The sequence below is a fragment of the Salmonella sp. SAL04162 genome (genome assembly GCF_046551535.1).
GTDB lineage: Bacteria > Pseudomonadota > Gammaproteobacteria > Enterobacterales > Enterobacteriaceae > Salmonella > Salmonella enterica.
In genome coordinates, this window is record NZ_JBGDVX010000004.1 from 20649 (window position 1) to 40785 (window position 20137).

The following is a 20137-nucleotide window of genomic DNA, read 5'->3' on the forward strand; positions in this document are numbered from 1 at the left end:
GGGGAGGGATTTACCTCAGGAAAGTAAAGTTCCCCAGTTTTCAACCCAGGGATTGGATTGGCTCTCCGGCTCCGGATGTTCGCTGGCGTCAATGAATAACATCTCCCCCACCCGCTGCGCGCTTTGCTCCTGCAACAGGGCATCAAACTGTTTGCCGCCATTACAGAAATTGGGGTAGCTGCTATCACCTAGCGCAATCACCCCGTAACGCAGGTTTGGTTGAAAACCGACGGTATCTTTAATGCCGTGAAAGAGCGGCGCAATGCTATCCGGTAGATCGCCCTGCCCGGTCGTCGAGGTAACGACCAGCGCAACCTTATCCTGATATTGCTGCCAGTCGGACAGTTCAGGATCTTCAAACACGGTCGCGCTGTGGCCCTGTCTGGCGAGGATCGCTTCCGCTTCTTCCGCCACCAGCAGTGAGTTGCCATACATGGTCCCGACAAAAATACCAATTTCCGCCATTATGCGTATCTCCCTGAATTATGCCTGATGAGTCTCATCCTGCCGGGACGCCGCCGTAAACTCAACCCTTTCATTGTCAGGGAGAAGTCCACGCCAGCCAAACTGTGTCAGCGCCTGCATCCAGGTTTCATCCAACCCGGCCTGAATCATCAACGGCTGTCCGGTGAAGGGGTGCGTCAGTTCAAGCCGACTGGCATGAAGCATCAGGCGACGACAGGCAAAATGCTCTGCGGCGCTGCGGTTTTGTCGCAAATCGCCATGCTTGCTGTCGCCGATGATAGGATGACGCAGATGCGCCAGATGACGACGAAGCTGGTGCTTGCGTCCCGTTTTTGGTTCCAGCTCAACCAGACCATAACGCGTGGTGGGATAACGTCCGGTCGGCACCGCCATTTCGACCGTCGCCAGTCCGCGATACTGCGTTACAGCCGGCTGGGGCGCTTTATCCTCGCGGGCGAATTTATCAGCAATTTTATCGCGCTCTTCCACCAGCGGATAATCCAGTACTGCGTCATCCATCAGCCAGCCGCGCACAATGGCATGGTAGCGTTTACGGATGTGGTGCTGCTCGAACTGCTGCGCCAGACGGCGTCCCGCTTCGCTGGACAGCCCCATTAACAGTACGCCCGACGTGGGTCTGTCGAGACGGTGGGCGGTAAAAACATGCTGGCCGATTTGGTCGCGCACCGTTTGCATGACCACGACTTTTTCGTCGCGATCCAGCCAGCTCCGGTGAACAAGCCAGCCTGCGGGTTTATTCACGGCAACCAGCCACTGGTCTTGATAGAGGATCTCCAGCATCAGGATTTATCGCGGACGAATAGCGCATCCAGATCCTGCAAAACCGCCAGGATCGCCTCCCTCTGCGGATGATCCGCCGCCAGCGCCATTTCATAATAAGGGGCGACGGCAAACGCCTCGGGCAGTGGCTGCGCATTATCAAGTAGGGTATGCATACGTGGGATCAATACCCATTGCAGCCATTCCAGCGGTTCCATGGTATCCATAAAAAATGGTTGGGTGCTGGTAAACAGGTGCGCCTGCGGCGCATCCAGCCGCCAGTGGCGATGCTCGCGCAGCAGCGTTTCAAGCACATGTAACTGCTGACGCACACGGTCATGAGTCGTCATGTTAAAAACCTCAATGATGAAAATCTGGCGCGAAGAATAACAAAAAAAAGGAGCACTGTATAAACAGTGCTCCCGGTTCGTTTCGCAGCATTCCAGCTACTTTTCGTGCTCCCTGCTCATCCGTGACAACTTTTCCTGTGACCTTACGGCCTGTTCATCCTGAACGTTTGCATCCTGCGCACATCGCCCGATGTGATAGCTTCTTCCTGAAGCGTCCCTGGTCATCCAGACCCGCCGAACATCCTGATCGGCTCTCGTTCTCCGTCCTGGAGGTGTCCTTTAACGCATCCTGCGCTTTCCACTTTGCTTCATCCTGAAGCCTTTCCTTGTAACACCATCCTGGCGTGTCCTGCTGAAGCGTCATCATCCTGACGTTCGCTTCGTTGTACGACTCCCTGTCGACGAAGATAGAATCGCCTGTTTCACCTTGTCTTACAAGACACCTACAGACAATACCTTAAGTAAATTTTCATATGAAAGTGCGCAAAAACATTTTAACAGGTTGTTTTATATAGACTTACATAAGAAAACGGGACTCAGTATCCGCTGATATCCTGGCGATCTCCTACAGACTTTGTAAGAGATCTCTCACACCTGTTAGGGCAAACGATTACAGAAGAGGATTAAGTTGCGTAAGGAATTCCGCAAGCGTTGCGGCAAGAACGGTACGATTGCGGGTGCCCAGCGTTTCTTTAATCACCTCGCCGGACAGATTACAGACCGAAATGACCTCAAGCTCATTTTCCTGCGTCGCAATAAAAAGCGTGGGAGGAAGCTTGAGCCGCTTTTGCGTGACCAGGTGGCCTATCAGATTTTCCTGCACGCGCCGAAAGTCATCCTGACTCCAGGTTTGCAGTAGCGTAAGCTTTTCATCCGCGAACTGCGCGGGCATGTCGCCAGCAAACTGCGTGGTGTAAAACGCGTGGAGCGCAGGTTGTACCATAATATCGAAGGCGCGTTCAACCGCGTTTACATTTTCTTCGCCTTCAAAAGGTTGCGGCTGCCAGTAAACGGCATCGCGGGTTGAAGAAATAATGCACGGAGAAGGTACGCCATACAGTTCTTCGCTCAACGGCCAGCTACCGTGTTTTTCTTGCCACGCGTCGCAGTAACGCGTCGTAAAGGCTTTCAATGCCTGCGCTGTCAGTTCGTCCACCAGTTTCTCTCTTCATAAAAGCCAGGATACACTTGGCGCATAGTGTATCTGGTTTATGACGGTGAAACATGTCTTCTTATGAAAACCATCAGGCTCTCGATGGCCTGACTCTCGGAAAATCAACGGATTACCGGGACAATTATGACACCAGCCTGCTGCAGGGCGTACCGCGCAGTTTGAATCGCGACCCGCTCGGATTAACAGCCGATAATTTGCCGTTCCACGGCGCGGATATCTGGACGTTGTATGAACTTTCCTGGCTTAACAGCCGTGGTCTTCCGCAGGTCGCCGTCGGGCATGTCGAACTGGATTACACCAGCGTTAATTTAATCGAATCCAAAAGCTTTAAACTGTATTTGAACAGCTTTAACCAGACGCGCTTTGACACCTGGGAGACGGTGCGCCAGACGCTGGAGCGCGATCTGCGCGCCTGCGCGCAGGGCAACGTTAGCGTGAGGCTTCATCGTCTTGATGAGCTGGAAGGACAGCCTGTCGCCCATTTCCACGGCGCCTGTATTGACGATCAGGATATCAGTATCGACAACTACCAGTTTACTACCGACTATCTGCAACATGCGGTCAGCGGCGAGAAGCAAGTAGAGGAGACGCTGGTCAGTCATCTGCTGAAATCCAACTGCCTGATCACCCACCAACCGGACTGGGGCTCAATACAAATTCAGTATCGCGGGCGCAAAATCGACAGGGAAAAACTGCTGCGTTATCTGGTCTCCTTCCGTCACCATAATGAATTTCACGAGCAGTGCGTAGAGCGTATTTTTAATGACATTCTGCGCTTCTGCCAGCCGGAAACGTTAAGCGTTTATGCGCGCTATACCCGCCGCGGCGGGCTGGACATTAATCCCTGGCGCAGCAATGCCGATTTTGTGCCCGCCACGGGCAGGCTGGCGCGTCAGTAATCTTTTTTGTCAATTTTGCGTGCCGGATTGCGCATGTAAGGTTGTGAAAGGTCATCAGCCAGGGCTATTGTAATCAACAGGGAATGGCGTGTTGCGTCCCATAAGGAGTTTACTTGATTACACATATTAGCCCGCTTGGCTCAATGGATATGTTGTCGCAACTGGAAGTGGACATGCTGAAACGCACGGCCAGTAGCGACCTGTATCAACTGTTTCGTAACTGTTCACTTGCCGTTCTTAACTCCGGCAGCCTGACCGACAACAGCAAAGAGCTGCTGTCCCGCTTTGAAAATTTCGATATTAACGTGCTGCGCCGCGAGCGCGGCGTGAAGCTGGAATTGATTAATCCGCCTGAAGACGCCTTTGTTGACGGGCGGATTATTCGTGCGCTACAGGCTAACCTGTTCGCGGTGCTGCGCGACATTCTCTTTGTGAATGGGCAGATCCACAATGCCGGTCGTTTCCAGCATCTGGATCTTGAAAGCTCAACACATATCACCAATCTGGTGTTCTCCATTTTGCGCAACGCCCGGGCGCTGCACGTCGGCGAAGCGCCAAACATGGTGGTATGCTGGGGCGGCCACTCAATTAACGAAAACGAGTACCTGTATGCCCGTCGCGTCGGCACACAGTTGGGATTACGCGAGCTGAACATCTGCACCGGCTGCGGCCCTGGGGCGATGGAAGCCCCCATGAAGGGCGCGGCGGTCGGTCACGCGCAACAGCGTTATAAAGACAGCCGCTTTATCGGCATGACTGAACCTTCCATTATTGCGGCTGAACCGCCTAACCCGCTGGTGAACGAACTGATCATCATGCCGGATATCGAAAAACGCCTGGAAGCGTTCGTCCGTATCGCACACGGTATCATCATCTTCCCGGGCGGCGTGGGTACGGCGGAAGAGCTGCTTTATTTGCTGGGGATTCTGATGAATCCAGCCAATAAAAATCAGGTGCTGCCGCTGATCCTGACCGGACCAAAAGAGAGCGCCGATTACTTCCGCGTGCTGGATGAGTTTATTACCCATACGCTGGGCGAAGCGGCCCGCCGTCATTACCGCATCATCATTGACGATGCGGCGGAGGTAGCGCGGCTGATGAAGAAAGCGATGCCGCAAGTGAAAGAGAATCGCCGCGATACCGGCGACGCCTATAGTTTTAACTGGTCGATGCGTATTGCACCGGATCTGCAGGTGCCGTTTGAGCCGTCGCATGAGAATATGGCCAACCTGAAACTGTACCCGGATCAGCCGGTTGAAATTCTGGCGGCGGATCTGCGGCGCGCTTTCTCCGGTATTGTCGCGGGGAACGTGAAGGAGGTCGGGATACGCGCCATTGAAGCTAATGGTCCGTATAAAATCCACGGCGATCGAGAGATGATGCGTCGCATGGACGATCTGCTGCAGGGATTCGTCGCGCAGCATCGTATGAAATTGCCAGGTTCCGCCTACATCCCCTGTTACGAGATCTGCGCTTAGCGCTTATGCCCGGTTGCCGCCAGCAGCCGGGCGCTTCTCCCATTCCTTTCATTGCGGTATGGCGATTAACGTATGCCTTCATTTTTTATGATGTTCATCAGAGGCATAGCCCGCATTGTTTTATAAACACCATTTATAATTCACCATAAATAGATTGCCAGGCAAACGTTTACCTCACTCCTCTTACCGTGATTTATCGGTTCAAACTCTTATTCTTCGCCAGAATTCACTAAAAACCTTGATTTTTATAGTCAAACCTCCGTATCTTGCGCCCCAATCTTTCCGGCCTTATATCGTTAATGGTAGCCTTCGCGCCCGGAAATTCGTTATGACGTTTTTTTAATAGATTAATGGTCCAAATTTATCCATGTAAGAAGCGGATTATTGCATTTGAGATCGGGATCACTGATAGATTCATCACTTAAATGTATCTTTCCGCCCGAAAATTATTACGGCGAAAAATTATATAAAAAGCGTCCCTAAGCAGATTTCATTTTACGATCAGGTCTTTTTTCATTGGATTAGACCAGCAACCTGATTTTTAGCATCCTCCAGGAGAAATAGATGGAAACCACTCAGACCAGCACGATTGCTTCGATTGACTCTCGAAGCGCATGGCGCAAAACGGATACCATGTGGATGCTGGGCCTTTACGGCACGGCAATCGGCGCGGGCGTTCTGTTCCTGCCGATCAACGCAGGCGTCGGCGGCATGATTCCGCTCATTATCATGGCGATTCTCGCTTTCCCGATGACCTTTTTCGCACACCGTGGTTTAACCCGCTTCGTGCTGTCCGGTAAAAACCCGGGTGAAGACATCACTGAAGTCGTTGAGGAACACTTCGGTATCGGCGCAGGTAAACTGATTACCCTGCTCTACTTCTTCGCGATTTACCCCATCCTGCTGGTTTACAGCGTGGCGATTACTAATACCGTGGAAAGCTTCCTGACCCACCAGTTAGCGATTAATCCGCCGCCGCGGGCGATTCTTTCCCTGATCCTGATTGTTGGCATGATGACCATCGTGCGCTTCGGCGAGCAAATGATCGTTAAGGCGATGAGTATCCTGGTATTCCCGTTCGTCGCTGCGCTGATGCTGCTGGCCTTGTACCTGATCCCGCAGTGGAACGGCGCGGCGCTGGAAACGCTGTCCTTTGATTCCGCCGCGTCTACCGGTAACGGTCTGTGGATGACGCTGTGGCTGGCGATTCCGGTGATGGTTTTCTCTTTCAACCACTCCCCGATCATCTCCTCCTTCGCGGTTGCGAAGCGTGAAGAGTACGGTGAAGGCGCTGAGAAGAAATGTTCTAAAATTCTGGCCTTCGCCCACATCATGATGGTGCTGACCGTGATGTTCTTCGTCTTCAGCTGCGTGCTGAGCCTGACGCCGGCAGATCTGGCGGCGGCAAAAGAGCAGAACATCTCTATTCTGTCTTACCTGGCGAACCACTTTAACGCGCCGATCATCGCCTGGATGGCGCCGATTATTGCGATGATTGCTATCACCAAATCCTTCCTCGGCCACTACCTGGGCGCGCGTGAAGGCTTTAACGGTATGGTGATTAAATCGCTGCGTGGTAAAGGTAAATCCATCGAAATCAACAAACTGAATAAAATTACCGCGCTGTTCATGCTGGTCACCACCTGGATTGTGGCGACGCTGAACCCCAGCATCCTGGGCATGATTGAAACCCTGGGCGGCCCGATCATCGCGATGATTCTTTTCCTGATGCCGATGTATGCCATCCAGAAAGTACCGGCAATGCGTAAGTACAGCGGTCATATCAGCAACGTATTCGTTGTGATTATGGGCCTGATTGCCATCTCCGCTATTTTCTACTCACTGTTCAGCTAAGTCCTTTAGCGCCGCTTACTGCGGCGCTTCTCTATGATACAACCGCAATGGATGCCCTATGATTAGCGTATTCGATATTTTTAAAATCGGCATTGGCCCTTCCAGTTCTCACACCGTCGGACCAATGAAAGCAGGCAAGCAGTTCACGGATGATCTGATTGCCCGCCATATCCTTACAGATGTCACCCGCGTCGTGGTGGATGTCTACGGCTCTCTGTCATTGACGGGTAAAGGCCACCACACTGATATCGCCATTATTATGGGCCTGGCGGGGAATCTGCCGGACACCGTCGATATCGACGCCATTCCGTCCTTTATCCAGGATGTGAACACCCATGGGCGTTTACTACTGGCCAATGGGCAGCATGAAGTCGAATTTCCGGTCGATAAGTGCATGAATTTCCACGCCGACAACCTGTCTCTGCATGAAAACGGGATGCGTATTACCGCGCTGGCGGGCGATAAGGTGCTCTACAGCCAAACCTACTACTCCATTGGCGGCGGCTTTATCGTCGATGAAGAGCACTTTGGTTTGACGAATAGCGAACCTGTTAACGTGCCGTACCCTTACAAAACCGCCGCGGATTTACAGCGTCACTGCCAGGAGACGGGTCTGTCGCTCTCCGGTCTGATGATGCAAAACGAACTGGCTCTGCACAGTAAAGAAGCGCTGGAGCAGCACTTCGCCAGGGTCTGGGAGGTAATGCGCAGCGGTATTGAGCGCGGTATCACCACCGAGGGCGTATTGCCGGGCAAACTGCGCGTTCCGCGTCGCGCGGCGGCGCTGCGTCGGGTGCTGGTCAGTCAGGATAAGACCACCACCGATCCGATGGCGGTCGTCGACTGGATCAATATGTTCGCGCTGGCGGTGAACGAAGAGAATGCCGCAGGCGGACGAGTAGTCACTGCGCCGACTAACGGCGCATGTGGTATTGTTCCGGCGGTGCTGGCGTACTATGACAAGTTTATCCGCGAAGTAAATGCTAACTCACTTGCTCGCTATATGCTGGTCGCCAGCGCGATTGGCTCGCTGTATAAGATGAACGCCTCTATTTCCGGCGCCGAAGTGGGTTGTCAGGGAGAGGTCGGCGTGGCCTGTTCCATGGCGGCAGCGGGTCTGGCCGAGCTGCTGGGCGGTAGTCCGGCGCAGGTGTGTATCGCCGCAGAAATCGCCATGGAGCATAATCTGGGGTTAACTTGCGATCCGGTTGCCGGTCAGGTACAGGTTCCCTGCATTGAGCGTAACGCGATTGCTTCAGTCAAAGCAGTCAACGCCGCGCGTATGGCGCTGCGCCGTACCAGCGAACCGCGTGTATGCCTCGATAAAGTGATTGAGACCATGTACGAAACCGGTAAAGACATGAACGCTAAGTACCGCGAAACTTCGCGCGGCGGCCTGGCGATGAAGATCGTTACCTGCGATTAATTCTCAGCACATTTTAGGATCTGTAGGCCGGATAAGGCGCTCGTCGCCATCCGGCTTTGTTGCCTGATGTCGCTTCGCTTATCAGGCCTACGGATAGCGCTATTTCGCAATGCTCGCCTCCCCCCGCCGTGAATGTTACCCTACGCGCAGGTTTGTAAGGGAGAACACCGTGGCTGCTCATCTGCTTATCGTCGACGCGCTCAATTTGATTCGCCGTATTCACGCCGTTCAGGGATCGCCCTGTGTGGAAACCTGCCAACACGCGCTCGATCAATTGATTATCCACAGCCAGCCAACCCATGCCGTAGCGGTATTTGATGACGACGCGCGCAGCAGCGGCTGGCGTCACCAGCGTTTGCCGGACTACAAAGCAGGACGTCCGCCGATGCCTGACGATTTACATAATGAAATGCCCGCCCTACGCGCCGCGTTTGAACAGCGCGGCGTACGCTGTTGGGCATCAGATGGTAATGAAGCGGACGATCTGGCGGCGACGCTGGCGCTAAAAGTTACCGAAGCCGGACACCAGGCAACCATTGTGTCAACCGATAAAGGCTATTGCCAGTTGCTCTCTCCGGGATTGCGCATTCGCGACTACTTCCAGAAACGCTGGCTGGACGCGCCGTTTATTGAAAAAGAGTTTGGCGTACTTCCCCGACAGTTGCCGGATTACTGGGGTCTGGCAGGAATCAGCAGTTCGAAAGTCCCCGGCGTTGCCGGTATCGGCCCCAAAAGCGCGACCCAGCTATTGATTCAGTTTCAAAATCTGGAGGGAATTTACGCCCATCTGGACGAGGTGCCGGAAAAGTGGCGCAAAAAGCTTGAGATGCATAAAGAAATGGCATTTCTCTGCCGCGATATTGCACGTCTGCAAACCGATTTACATATCGACGGAAACTTACAGCAGCTACGGCTGGCGCGGTAGTTTTGTTGCCGGATGGCGGCGTGAACGCCTTATCCTGCCTACAGGACTGCACGAAATGTAGAGCGGATAAGCGCAGCGCCATCCGGCAAAATTACCAGGCGATATGATACAATTCGACAATGTCCGCCAGACTCGCTTCACGCGGATTGCCGCCCGTACAGACATCATCGAACGCCGCCTGCGCCAGCGCCGGGATATCCTCTTTTCGAACGCCGACATCACGCAAATGCAGCGGAATTCCCACATCGCGATTTAACGCAAATACGGCTTCCACTGCGGCATTACGCGCCTCTTCAAGACTCAATCCTTCTACCTTCACCCCCATCGCCCGGGCGATATCACGGAATTTCTCGTTGGTAGACCCGGCATTGAAACGCATCACATGCGGAAGCAAAATAGCATTCGCGACGCCGTGCGGCGTGTTGTAAAACGCGCCCAACGGATGCGCCATCCCATGCACCAGTCCCAGCCCCACATTGGAAAACCCCATCCCGGCAACGTATTGCCCCAGCGCCATCGCCTCACCAGCCTCTTTTTCTCCGGCTACGGCGCCGCGTAGCGCGCCAGCAATAATCTCAATGGCTTTGATATGTAATGCATCCGTCAGCGCCCATGCGGCCCGGGTAATATAGCCTTCAATAGCATGGGTTAGCGCATCCACGCCCGTTGCCGCTTTCAGCGCGGGCGGCATACCGTCCATCATATCGGCATCGATAAATGCCGCCTGCGGAATATCATGTGGATCGACACAAACGAATTTGCGCCGTTTCTCTTCATCGGTAATCACATAATTGATAGTGACTTCCGCCGCGGTTCCCGCCGTTGTCGGGATCGCCATAATCGGCACGCTGGGTTTACGGGTCGGCGATAGCCCTTCCAGACTGCGCACATCGGCAAATTCCGGATTGTTACTGATAATACCGATCGCTTTGCAGGTATCCTGCGGAGAACCGCCGCCAATGGCGATGAGATAGTCCGCGCCGCTTTGGGTAAAGACCTTAAGCCCTTCCTGGACAACGGAAATCGTAGGATTAGGGATCACGCCCGCATAGATTTCCCACGCCAGCCCTGCGGCATCCATTCTGCTTGTCACTTTATCGACCACACCGCATTGCACCAGCGTTTTATCCGTAACAATCAGCGCTTTATGATAACCGCGGCGCGTCACCTCATCGGTTAATGCGTCCACCGCTCCCCGGCCAAACCATGCCGTTTCATTCAGAATCATTCTGTTCGCCATCGCCTGTCTCCTGACATCACTCTTCAATACGTAATCCGTAAGTTTTAAATTTCTCCAGTACGATAGCGATCGCCTCGTCATCCAGTACCGGTACCGGATCGACAATGGCCAGCGTACTTAAATAGAGCTGCGCCAGCACTTCCACTTCATGCGCCAGCCACAACGCTTTGTCTAAATTTTCTTCACAAGCGATAAGCCCGTGATGCTGTAACAGTGTCGCTTTACGATTTTTAAGCGCCACGGCAACATAGTCAGAAAGTTCGCGGGTGCCAAAAGTGGCGTAGGGCGCGCAGGGAATAGAGTTTCCCCCTGCGGCGGCAATCATGTAGTGAATTGCCGGAATCGGGCGATTCAGGATCGAGACTGCCGTACAATGGACAGCGTGGTTATGTACCACGGCATTGGCGTCAGGGCGCGTCTGGTATGCCGCCATATGAAAACGCCACTCGCTGGAAGGCAGTTTGCCCTGCTCATGCTGACCGTCTGCATCAATAAAGACAATGTGCGACTCTGTCAGCTTCTCGTAGGGGATCCCCGTCGGCGTAATCAGCATTCCGCCCTGATAACGTACGCTCACGTTACCTGCCGTCCCCTGATTTAACCCTAACCGCGTCATTTCCAGACAGGTATCAATAATCTGCCGCGCCAGTCTATTTCGTTCCATTATTTACCTCTCTCTGTGATTCAAAATGAGACAACAAAACCGCCTTTCGCATCGCACTGCTGTCCTGTTGAAATAATCGAATAGTTAGCAACTATCATCATACTGAATAAAGAGAAGGGAATTTAAATAACGATATTTTGTGATTCACATCAATTAATTCGCCACGATAAACCAGACGACTACCGTTTCTCTCGCCGATAAATGCCCGCTCTTAATAATATTTTTTTAAACGGGCAAAAATGAAGAATAAGTTACTACTGCCCGTTTTCGTGGCAATAATTTAATTCGGGCATTCAGTCTGTGGTTTTTTAAATTAAACATCTCAAACGGTCATTTTTTTATGAAAATTAAAGTGATGATAATCACAGAACGCTCTGCTCTCAGGTATAAATGTGACCGCCATCATATTAAAAGGCCTTTTTTATTTGAAAATGAATCCATGAGTTCATTCCGGACGCCAATTTATTACCGGTAAGAAAAGCGAACTCACCTAATTTTACGGTCTGGTGACCAGAACCGACCGCACGCAAAAGCTTCTGAACCGATGAGGATGCTATGGGAAACACAACAATACAAACGCAGAGTTTTCGTGCTGTGGATGCAGAGCAAAGCAAGAGCAAGCGCTACATTATTCCATTCGCCTTACTTTGCTCGCTATTTTTTCTGTGGGCCGTCGCCAATAATCTGAATGACATTTTACTACCGCAGTTTCAACAAGCTTTTACGCTAACTAACTTTCAGGCCGGACTTATTCAGTCAGCCTTTTATTTCGGTTATTTCGTCATTCCAATTCCTGCTGGGATTTTGATGAAAAAACTCAGTTATAAAGCAGGAATTATCACCGGGCTTTTTTTGTATGCTGTTGGCGCCGCATTATTCTGGCCTGCCGCCGAGATAATGAATTACACATTATTTTTAATTGGCCTGTTTATCATCGCCGCCGGTTTAGGCTGTCTTGAAACTGCAGCCAACCCTTTTGTTACGGTATTAGGTCCAGAAAGCGGCGGACATTTCCGGCTTAATCTGGCGCAAACTTTTAACTCCTTTGGCGCTATTATCGCCGTTGTGTTTGGGCAAAGCCTTATTTTGTCTAACGTGCCGCATCAATCGCAAGAAGCGCTTGATAAAATGACGCCGGATCAGCTTAGCGCCTATAAACACAGCCTGGTGTTATCGGTACAAACGCCATACATGATTATCGTCGCCATCGTATTAGTAGTTGCGCTGCTGATTATGCTGACCAAATTTCCGGCCCTGCAAAGTGACGATCATAGCGATGCTAAACAAAGCTCTTTCTTATCTTCTCTCTCCCGACTCATCCGTATCCGCCACTGGCGCTGGGCGGTGCTGGCGCAGTTCTGCTACGTGGGGGCGCAAACCGCCTGCTGGAGCTATCTGATCCGCTACGCCATTGAGGAGATCCCTGGAATGACGCCCGGTTTCGCCGCCAATTACCTGACCGGCACGATGGTGTGCTTCTTTATCGGCCGTTTCACCGGGACCTGGCTTATCAGCCGCTTCGCGCCGCATAAAGTGCTGGCCGCCTACGCCCTGTTTGCCATGCTCCTGTGTCTGATTTCCGCCTTTAGCGGCGGACATATCGGCCTGCTGGCGCTGACGTTGTGTAGCGCATTTATGTCAATCCAGTACCCGACCATCTTCTCGCTGGGTATCAAAAATCTGGGACAGGACACTAAGTACGGCTCGTCTTTTATCGTCATGACCATCATTGGCGGCGGTATTGTCACGCCAGTAATGGGCTTCGTTAGCGACGCCGCAGGCAAAATCCCGACCGCCGAACTGGTTCCGGCATTGTGCTTTGCCGTCATCTTCATTTTTGCCCGTTTCCGTTCACAAGCGGCGACAAACTGAACATTTATCCGAATAACGTGAGGAATCTGTCATGAAAAAAATCAGCTTACCGAAAATCGGTATCCGCCCGGTGATTGATGGACGTCGTATGGGCGTACGCGAGTCGCTCGAAGAGCAAACCATGAACATGGCGAAAGCGACGGCGGCGCTCATCACCGAGAAAATCCGCCACGCCTGCGGGGCACAGGTGGAGTGCGTCATTGCGGATACCTGTATTGCCGGAATGGCGGAATCCGCCGCCTGTGAAGAAAAATTCAGTAGCCAGAACGTGGGCGTGACCATTACCGTTACGCCGTGCTGGTGCTATGGCAGCGAAACCATTGATATGGACCCGATGCGTCCGAAAGCCATCTGGGGCTTTAACGGCACAGAGCGTCCTGGGGCGGTTTACCTTGCCGCGGCGCTGGCGGCGCACAGCCAGAAAGGCATTCCGGCGTTCTCCATTTATGGCCATGACGTGCAGGATGCCGACGATACCTCCATTCCCGCCGACGTCGAAGAAAAACTGCTGCGTTTTGCGCGGGCAGGGTTAGCGGTTGCCAGTATGAAAGGCAAAAGCTACCTCTCCGTCGGCGGCGTGTCGATGGGGATCGCGGGTTCCATTGTCGATCATAACTTCTTCGAATCCTGGCTGGGCATGAAGGTGCAAGCGGTAGATATGACCGAACTGCGCCGCCGTATCGATCAAAAAATTTATGATGAGGCCGAACTGGAGATGGCGCTGGCGTGGGCGGATAAAAACTTCCGCTACGGCGAAGATCAGAATGCCTCGCAGTATAAGCGCAATGAAGCCCAGAACCGCGCGGTGCTAAAAGAGAGCCTGCTGATGGCGATGTGTATTCGCGATATGATGCAGGGCAACAAGACGCTGGCGGACAAAGGGTTAGTTGAAGAATCGCTGGGCTACAACGCCATTGCCGCCGGCTTCCAGGGCCAGCGCCACTGGACCGATCAATACCCGAACGGCGATACCGCCGAAGCGCTGCTCAATAGCTCTTTTGACTGGAACGGCGTACGCGAACCGTTTGTCGTCGCCACCGAAAATGACAGTCTGAACGGCGTAGCGATGCTGTTTGGCCATCAACTCACTGGTACCGCGCAGATATTCGCCGACGTACGAACCTACTGGTCGCCGGAAGCCGTAGAACGCGTCACCGGCCAGGCGCTCAGCGGCCTGGCGGAACACGGCATTATTCACCTGATTAACTCCGGTTCTGCCGCTCTGGACGGTGCCTGTAAACAGCGCGACAGCGAAGGCAAGCCGACCATGAAACCACACTGGGAAATCAGCCAACAAGAGGCGGATGCGTGTCTGGCGGCCACTGAATGGTGCCCGGCGATTCACGAATACTTCCGCGGCGGCGGCTACTCATCCCGTTTCCTGACCGAAGGCGGCGTGCCATTCACCATGACCCGCGTGAATATCATCAAAGGCCTGGGACCAGTACTGCAAATCGCCGAGGGCTGGAGCGTCGAACTGCCGAAAGCGATGCACGATCAGCTTGATGCCCGCACCAACTCTACCTGGCCTACCACCTGGTTTGCGCCGCGTCTTACCGGCAAAGGCCCGTTTACCGATGTCTATTCGGTGATGGCGAACTGGGGCGCTAACCACGGCGTACTCACCATCGGCCATGTAGGGGCGGACTTTATTACTCTCGCCGCGATGCTGCGTATCCCGGTATGTATGCACAACGTGGAGGAGGCGAAGATCTACCGTCCTTCCGCCTGGGCGGCTCACGGTATGGATATCGAAGGCCAGGATTATCGCGCCTGCCAAAATTATGGCCCGCTGTATAAACGTTAATGCGGCTTAGCCCGGTGGCGCAGGCTTACCGGGCCTACGGGCGCGTGAACCGTAGGCCGGATAAGCGTAGCGCCATCGGGCGGCGTTTATGGAGTTATCTATGAAACAAGACGTTATCCTGGTTCTCGACTGCGGTGCGACTAACGTTCGGGCGATCGCCGTTGATCGCCAGGGGAAAATTGTCGCCCGCGCCTCAACCGCTAACGCCAGCGACATTGCCGCAGAAAATAGCACCTGGCATCAGTGGTCGCTGGACGCCATCCTGCAACGTTTCGCCGATTGTTGCAGGTCACTTTCCAGCGCCCTGTCGGAGTGTGTTGTTCGCGGTATTACGGTGACTACGTTCGGCGTCGATGGCGCGCTGGTCGATGCGCAGGGCGAGCTGCTCTACCCGGTCATCAGTTGGAAATGCCCGCGAACCGCTGCCGTGATGGAAACGATTGGGCGCTTTATCTCGCCCCGGCAATTGCAGACGCTCTCCGGCGTCGGCGCGTTCAGCTTTAACACGCTGTACAAACTGGTCTGGCTTAAAGAGAATCATCCGCGCCTGCTGGAACAAGCTCACTGCTGGCTGTTTATCTCGTCGCTGATTAACCACCGTCTGACCGGCGAGTTTACGACCGATATCACTATGGCAGGCACCAGCCAGCTACTGGATATCCATCAGCGCGACTTTAGTCCGGAAATCCTGCAGGCGACGGGCCTGGCGCGACGCCTGTTCCCGCGTATCGTGGAAGCGGGCGCCCCGATAGGCACGCTACAGACAGACGCGGCCAGGCTACTCGGTCTCCCGGCGGGTGTGCCGGTGATCTCTGCCGGACACGATACTCAGTTTGCGTTATTCGGCGCTGGCGCGCAGCAAGGTGAACCAGTGCTCTCCTCCGGAACATGGGAGATTCTGATGGTGCGCAGCGGTCAGGTGGATACCTCGCTGCTCAGCCAGTATCCAGGCTCGACCTGTGAACTGGACAGTCAGTCGGGGCTTTATAACCCCGGAATGCAGTGGCTGGCCTCCGGCGTACTCGAATGGGTACGAAAACTGCTGTGGACGCCGGAAACGCCATGGCAAACGCTGATCGACGAAGCGCGCGCTATTCCCGCTGGCGCGGAAGGCGTGCGGATGCAGTGCGATCTGCTCGCCTGCCAAAATGCAGGCTGGCAGGGCGTGACGCTCAATACCACCCGCGGCCATTTCTATCGCGCCGCGCTGGAAGGCCTGACGGCGCAACTTCAGCGTAATCTGCGCACGCTGGAGAAAATCGGCCATTTTAACGCCACAGAACTGTTACTGGTTGGCGGCGGCAGTCGCAACGCTTTATGGAATCAAATTAAAGCGAATCAGCTTGATATCCCTATCAAAGTGCTGGACGACGCGGAAACCACCGTGGCCGGCGCTGCCATGTTTGGCTGGTACGGCGTAGGCGAATTTAATAGCCCGGAACAGGCGCGTGCGCAGGTCAATTATCAGTATCGCTATTTCTGGCCGCAAACCGAACCTGAAATTATTGAGGGAGTATGAAATGCTAAAAACCATTTCACCGTTAATTTCCCCGACACTGCTCAAAGTGCTGGCCGAGATGGGCCACGGGGACGAAATCATTTTTTCCGACGCTCACTTTCCCGCGCATAGCCTGGGCCCGCAGGTGATTCGCGCCGATGGTCTTAGCGTCAGCGATCTACTGCGGGCAATTATTCCGCTCTTTGAGCTGGATAGCTACGCCCCTCCGCTGGTGATGATGGCCGCCGTGGAAGGCGACACGCTCGATCCCAGCGTTGAAGCGCGCTATCGCGATGCCTTGTCATTAGAAGCGCCGTGCCCGGATATCGTTCGTATCGACCGCTATGCGTTTTATGAGCGGGCGCAAAAAGCGTTTGCGATCGTTATCACAGGTGAGTGCGCGAAGTACGGAAATATTCTTTTAAAAAAAGGGGTAACGCCGTAATCTCTTGCCGGTGCGCCCGCATGACGCGGGCGTTCATCGAATGATGGGGTGAGAAAAATGAAAGCGGCACGCCAACAAGCGATAGTCGATCTGCTGATCAATCATAAAAGTCTGACCACCGAAGCGCTGGCCACCCGGCTTAACGTCAGTAAAGAGACCATCCGCCGCGATCTCAGTGAACTACAGACGCAGGGAAAAGTGCTGCGTAATCACGGACGAGCTAAATATATTCATCGTGAAAATCAGGACAGCGGCGATCCATTCCATATCCGCCTGAAAAGCCATTATGCGCATAAAGCCGATATTGCCCGTGAAGCGTTAGCGTGGATAGAAGAAGGAATGACGATTGCGCTGGATGCCAGTTCAACCTGCTGGTATCTGGCCCGCCAGTTGCCGGATATTCCCATTCAGGTTTTTACCAATAGCCATCCTATCTGTCAGGAGCTGGGAAAACGCGAACGCATTGCGCTGATAAGTTCCGGCGGCCAGCTTGAACGTAAATATGGCTGTTACGTTAATCCGTCGCTTATCTCACAGCTAAAATCGCTTGATATCGATCTGTTCATCTTTTCCTGCGAGGGGATCGACGGCGGCGGCGATCTGTGGGACTCAAATGCGATCAACGCCGATTTTAAATCTATCCTGCTCAGGCGCGCCTCGCAGTCTTTGCTATTGATTGATAAAAGTAAATTTAATCGTTCAGGAGAGGCGCGCATCGGCCATCTGGATGACGTGACGCATATTGTTTCAGATGCGCCGCAGTCATAGGCCGGATAAGCGTGCGCCATCCGGCGCTGATGACGCGCCGGATGACGGCAGCGCGTTTTTATCGCTCGTCGCGACGTCCGCCAACAGCCGCCCACAACCGACGCACGTGCACCGTCACTTCTTCGCGATCGTGATAAAGCTGACGCGCCTGGATCTGCGCATTAACGCCATGCTCATCCAACTGCGCCTGAAGATACGCCAGGTTATGCGATACCTCTTCATAGCGTTTTTTCATCGGCAGTTTAAGGTTAAAAATCGTCTCCCGACACCAGCCGTTCACCAGCCACTGCGCCATTAACGCGGTGACTTTGGCCGGCTTCTCCACCATATCGCAGACCATCCATGAAATATTATTCCGGTTCGGACGGTACCTGAAGCCATCCTCACGCAACCAGGTCACCTGTCCGGTGTCCATCAGGCTTTGCGCCATCGGGCCGTTATCTACGGAGTAGACCCACATATTGCGCTTCACTAACTGGTACGTCCATCCGCCGGGACAGGCGCCCAAATCCACCGCATACATGCCGTTCGCCAGACGTTCATCCCACTCATCTTCCGGGATGAAAACGTGGAGCGCCTCTTCCAGTTTCAGCGTTGAGCGGCTCGGCGCATCAGACGGAAACTTCAAACGCGGGATGCCCATATAAAACGGTGAATTGTTATGTGCGAGCGAATAACCGGTATAGCAGCATCCTGGCGCGATAAAAAAGACATGAACGACCGGACGCTTCGGCGTTTCATAATTCGTCAATACGCCCGCATCACGCAAAGCCGCGCGCAGCGGCACCGTAAATTTGCGGCAGAACTTCATCAGTTCTTTACTTTCATTGGTGTCGGCGACTTCAACCCGCAGCTCGCCACCCTTTTCCACTACGCCCTGCAACATGCCGACAATCGGCGTAATTCTGTCTTCCGGCGGTAAATGTTGCAGCAGTTCACCCACCACAAACCACTGGCGGGCGAAAATCAGCGAACTGAACGGCAGTTCTGAAATCAGCTTTTCGCCATCTTCCGGCTGGTAGCATTCATAAATGACATAGCCTGCGTTCTCTTTTACGCGTGCAAAACCAAATATTTCCCGTTTTCCCGCTTTATCGGTAATTTCTGCAGCGCACTCTTTTTCAAACCCCGGACGGCAGAGCAATACAACTTTATTCATGGCTCGCGCCCTTACGTTTCATACGAATGGCGCCAATCAGCAATAGCGCCCAGCCCACCAGGAAACTGACGCCGCCGACAGGCGTGATATACGCCCACAGGCGCAGATGCGAAAGCGCAAGGCAGTACAGGCTGCCGCTAAACAGCACCGTGCCCAGCGCCAGAAAAACGCTGCTCCAGTAAAACCAGATGCTGATACGGCGCTGCATCGCCACCGCCAGGCCAAAGATCGCCAGCGTATGGAACGCCTGATATTGCAGGCCGGTCTGAATCCAGCCCATTTCAACCACGCCCAGGGTTTTACTCAAAACATGCGCCCCGAACGCGCCCAGAGCAACGTAAATAAAACCGCTGATAGCGGCGACAATCAGCATAAAACGGCTGGTCATGGTCATACCCTAAGTTAATTATTGTTCGTAACGAAAACGGAATTTTTCTTGCTCCGTCGCCGCCTTCGCCAAAATCCACTGACGGAAGGCGGCTATTTTACCCAGTTCTGCCTGGCTGTCATGACAAACCAGATAAAAAGCATTCTTACTCACCAGAACATCGTTAAATGGACACACCAGTCGCCCGGCTTCAATTTCCGACTGCGCCATAACATTATTCGCCAGCGCGATCCCCTGTCCGTGAATAGCGGCCTGTAACACCATCGCGCTGTGGCTAAATATCGGCCCTTGCTGAACGTTAATATGGTTGAGCCCTAACTGACGAGTATAGGCCTGCCAGTCACGCCGGGAAGCATCGTGCAATAACGTGTGTTTCGCCAGATCTTCCGGCGTTTTTAACGGTTTTTCGCCTGTGAGCAATAAAGGAGAACAGACGGGCAGTAAATATTCTGCGTATAATTTTTCGACGCGCAAGCCCGGCCAGTTTCCCCGGCCATAAAAAATCGCGACATCGACATCGTCTGCCAGTTTATCTTCCTGACGGTCAACGGCTTGTATCCGAACGTCAATTCCCGGATAAGCTGAGTTAAAGCTGGAGAGTCTGGGCACCAGCCACTGGATGGCAAAACTGGGCGGTAAACTCACCGTCAGCGCCCCTTTGGCACTGCGCGCCTGGAGCTTACGCGTTGCTTCCGTGAGCTGGGAAAATATCTCTTTAATGTCGAGAAAATAGCTTTGGCCTTCTTCCGTCAGCAGCAGCGAACGATTGCGGCGGCGGAACAGTTTTAGCCCCAAAAAATCCTCAAGTGACTTAATTTGGTGGCTTACTGCGGCCTGCGTCACAAAAAGTTCTTCCGCTGCTCGCGTAAAGCTCAAATGGCGCGCGGCAGCATCAAAAACGCGTAACGCATTTAAAGGAGGTAATCGTTTTGACATGGCCTCTGG

General features: G+C 53.5%; 19 protein-coding genes. 10 read left to right on the forward strand and 9 right to left on the reverse strand.

Annotated elements, in window-relative coordinates; genetic code table 11:
- Nucleotides 1-15 precede the first annotated feature (15 nt).
- The 4 genes from ACLJRH_RS09085 to syd all read right to left on the reverse strand — a co-directional run bounded on the left by ACLJRH_RS09085 (nt 16) and on the right by syd (nt 2751).
- Nucleotides 16-465 carry a flavodoxin gene (locus ACLJRH_RS09085; protein ID WP_000807739.1) on the reverse strand — a complete coding sequence of 150 codons (450 nt, stop codon included), beginning with the start codon at nt 463-465 and terminating at the stop codon, nt 16-18.
- 18 nt (nt 466-483) lie between these two features.
- Nucleotides 484-1266 carry a tRNA pseudouridine(65) synthase TruC gene (gene truC, locus ACLJRH_RS09090; protein WP_000890034.1) on the reverse strand — a complete coding sequence of 261 codons (783 nt, stop codon included), beginning with the start codon at nt 1264-1266 and terminating at the stop codon, nt 484-486.
- Nucleotides 1266-1595, reverse strand: coding sequence for a YqcC family protein (locus ACLJRH_RS09095; protein WP_001530242.1), 330 nt, complete (start codon nt 1593-1595; stop codon nt 1266-1268). Before ACLJRH_RS09095 ends, truC begins: the two co-directional genes overlap by 1 nt.
- A 610-nt stretch (nt 1596-2205) precedes the next feature.
- The gene (syd, locus tag ACLJRH_RS09100) at nt 2206-2751 is read right to left on the reverse strand and encodes a SecY-interacting protein (RefSeq protein ID WP_000343990.1); all 546 of its coding nucleotides are present in this window, start codon (nt 2749-2751) and stop codon (nt 2206-2208) included.
- Nucleotides 2752-2819: 68 nt separating this feature from the next.
- Between syd and queF the strand changes: the two genes are divergently transcribed.
- From queF to xni, 5 genes are all read left to right on the forward strand, one after another.
- Nucleotides 2820-3668 (forward strand): NADPH-dependent 7-cyano-7-deazaguanine reductase QueF, encoded by an 849-nt coding sequence (gene queF, locus ACLJRH_RS09105; protein ID WP_023136653.1) that lies wholly within the window; start codon nt 2820-2822, stop codon nt 3666-3668.
- 113 nt (nt 3669-3781) lie between these two features.
- Complete coding sequence (gene ppnN, locus ACLJRH_RS09110) at nt 3782-5146, forward strand: nucleotide 5'-monophosphate nucleosidase PpnN (RefSeq protein ID WP_000627973.1); 1365 nt, start codon at nt 3782-3784, stop codon at nt 5144-5146.
- A 564-nt stretch (nt 5147-5710) separates the two neighbouring features.
- The gene (sdaC, locus tag ACLJRH_RS09115; protein WP_000450462.1) at nt 5711-7000 is read left to right on the forward strand and encodes an HAAAP family serine/threonine permease SdaC; all 1290 of its coding nucleotides are present in this window, start codon (nt 5711-5713) and stop codon (nt 6998-7000) included.
- Between the two features lie 58 nt (nt 7001-7058).
- Complete coding sequence (gene sdaB / locus ACLJRH_RS09120) at nt 7059-8426, forward strand: L-serine ammonia-lyase II (RefSeq protein WP_000626384.1); 1368 nt, start codon at nt 7059-7061, stop codon at nt 8424-8426.
- Nucleotides 8427-8595: 169 nt separating this feature from the next.
- The gene (gene xni / locus ACLJRH_RS09125) at nt 8596-9351 is read left to right on the forward strand and encodes a flap endonuclease Xni (protein WP_001530269.1); all 756 of its coding nucleotides are present in this window, start codon (nt 8596-8598) and stop codon (nt 9349-9351) included.
- 91 nt (nt 9352-9442) lie between these two features.
- On the opposite strand, the gene fucO is transcribed toward xni, so the two are convergent.
- Complete coding sequence (gene fucO, locus ACLJRH_RS09130) at nt 9443-10591, reverse strand: lactaldehyde reductase (protein WP_000013562.1); 1149 nt, start codon at nt 10589-10591, stop codon at nt 9443-9445.
- 16 nt (nt 10592-10607) lie between these two features.
- A complete protein-coding gene (gene fucA / locus ACLJRH_RS09135) occupies nt 10608-11255 on the reverse strand; it encodes an L-fuculose-phosphate aldolase (protein WP_000440831.1) in 648 nt (215 codons plus the stop codon).
- A gap of 555 nt (nt 11256-11810) precedes the next feature.
- Here fucA and fucP point away from each other — a divergent pair.
- From fucP to fucR, 5 genes are all read left to right on the forward strand, one after another.
- Nucleotides 11811-13127 (forward strand): L-fucose:H+ symporter permease, encoded by a 1317-nt coding sequence (gene fucP / locus ACLJRH_RS09140; RefSeq protein ID WP_000528622.1) that lies wholly within the window; start codon nt 11811-11813, stop codon nt 13125-13127.
- Nucleotides 13128-13158: 31 nt separating this feature from the next.
- The gene (gene fucI / locus ACLJRH_RS09145) at nt 13159-14934 is read left to right on the forward strand and encodes an L-fucose isomerase (RefSeq protein ID WP_000724126.1); all 1776 of its coding nucleotides are present in this window, start codon (nt 13159-13161) and stop codon (nt 14932-14934) included.
- 100 nt (nt 14935-15034) lie between these two features.
- Nucleotides 15035-16453: an L-fuculokinase gene (gene fucK / locus ACLJRH_RS09150; RefSeq protein ID WP_023136654.1), complete on the forward strand. Its 1419-nt coding sequence runs from the start codon at nt 15035-15037 to the stop codon at nt 16451-16453.
- Between the two features lies 1 nt (nt 16454).
- On the forward strand, nt 16455-16877 hold the full coding sequence (fucU, locus tag ACLJRH_RS09155) for an L-fucose mutarotase (protein ID WP_000920848.1): 423 nt from the start codon (nt 16455-16457) through the stop codon (nt 16875-16877).
- Between the two features lie 57 nt (nt 16878-16934).
- Nucleotides 16935-17645, forward strand: a complete 711-nt coding sequence (gene fucR, locus ACLJRH_RS09160; protein WP_000642330.1) for an L-fucose operon activator — start codon at nt 16935-16937, stop codon at nt 17643-17645.
- Between the two features lie 58 nt (nt 17646-17703).
- On the opposite strand, the gene rlmM is transcribed toward fucR, so the two are convergent.
- The 3 genes from rlmM to gcvA are packed head-to-tail and all read right to left on the reverse strand — an operon-like array spanning nt 17704 to nt 20128.
- Nucleotides 17704-18804, reverse strand: coding sequence for a 23S rRNA (cytidine(2498)-2'-O)-methyltransferase RlmM (rlmM, locus tag ACLJRH_RS09165; protein WP_001045497.1), 1101 nt, complete (start codon nt 18802-18804; stop codon nt 17704-17706).
- Nucleotides 18797-19192, reverse strand: a complete 396-nt coding sequence (locus tag ACLJRH_RS09170) for a DUF423 domain-containing protein (RefSeq protein WP_000203913.1) — start codon at nt 19190-19192, stop codon at nt 18797-18799. The genes rlmM and ACLJRH_RS09170 overlap by 8 nt, the downstream gene beginning before the upstream one ends.
- Nucleotides 19193-19210: 18 nt before the next feature.
- Nucleotides 19211-20128 carry a glycine cleavage system transcriptional regulator GcvA gene (gene gcvA, locus ACLJRH_RS09175; RefSeq protein ID WP_000044409.1) on the reverse strand — a complete coding sequence of 306 codons (918 nt, stop codon included), beginning with the start codon at nt 20126-20128 and terminating at the stop codon, nt 19211-19213.
- Nucleotides 20129-20137 lie beyond the last annotated feature (9 nt).

Bases quoted from the DNA above. Each gene is read 5' to 3' on its own strand.
- rlmM (WP_001045497.1), bottom strand. From the start codon at position 18,804: ATGAATAAAGTTGTATTGCTCTGCCGTCCGGGGTTTGAAAAAGAGTGC.
- fucP (WP_000528622.1), top strand. From the start codon at position 11,811: ATGGGAAACACAACAATACAAACGCAGAGTTTTCGTGCTGTGGATGCA.
- queF (WP_023136653.1), top strand. From the start codon at position 2,820: ATGTCTTCTTATGAAAACCATCAGGCTCTCGATGGCCTGACTCTCGGA.
- ACLJRH_RS09085 (WP_000807739.1), bottom strand. From the start codon at position 465: ATGGCGGAAATTGGTATTTTTGTCGGGACCATGTATGGCAACTCACTG.
- sdaB (WP_000626384.1), top strand. From the start codon at position 7,059: ATGATTAGCGTATTCGATATTTTTAAAATCGGCATTGGCCCTTCCAGT.
- gcvA (WP_000044409.1), bottom strand. From the start codon at position 20,128: ATGTCAAAACGATTACCTCCTTTAAATGCGTTACGCGTTTTTGATGCT.
- sdaC (WP_000450462.1), top strand. From the start codon at position 5,711: ATGGAAACCACTCAGACCAGCACGATTGCTTCGATTGACTCTCGAAGC.
- truC (WP_000890034.1), bottom strand. From the start codon at position 1,266: ATGCTGGAGATCCTCTATCAAGACCAGTGGCTGGTTGCCGTGAATAAA.
- fucA (WP_000440831.1), bottom strand. From the start codon at position 11,255: ATGGAACGAAATAGACTGGCGCGGCAGATTATTGATACCTGTCTGGAA.
- fucO (WP_000013562.1), bottom strand. From the start codon at position 10,591: ATGGCGAACAGAATGATTCTGAATGAAACGGCATGGTTTGGCCGGGGA.
- fucI (WP_000724126.1), top strand. From the start codon at position 13,159: ATGAAAAAAATCAGCTTACCGAAAATCGGTATCCGCCCGGTGATTGAT.
- fucU (WP_000920848.1), top strand. From the start codon at position 16,455: ATGCTAAAAACCATTTCACCGTTAATTTCCCCGACACTGCTCAAAGTG.
- fucK (WP_023136654.1), top strand. From the start codon at position 15,035: ATGAAACAAGACGTTATCCTGGTTCTCGACTGCGGTGCGACTAACGTT.
- ACLJRH_RS09170 (WP_000203913.1), bottom strand. From the start codon at position 19,192: ATGACCAGCCGTTTTATGCTGATTGTCGCCGCTATCAGCGGTTTTATT.
- ACLJRH_RS09095 (WP_001530242.1), bottom strand. From the start codon at position 1,595: ATGACGACTCATGACCGTGTGCGTCAGCAGTTACATGTGCTTGAAACG.
- fucR (WP_000642330.1), top strand. From the start codon at position 16,935: ATGAAAGCGGCACGCCAACAAGCGATAGTCGATCTGCTGATCAATCAT.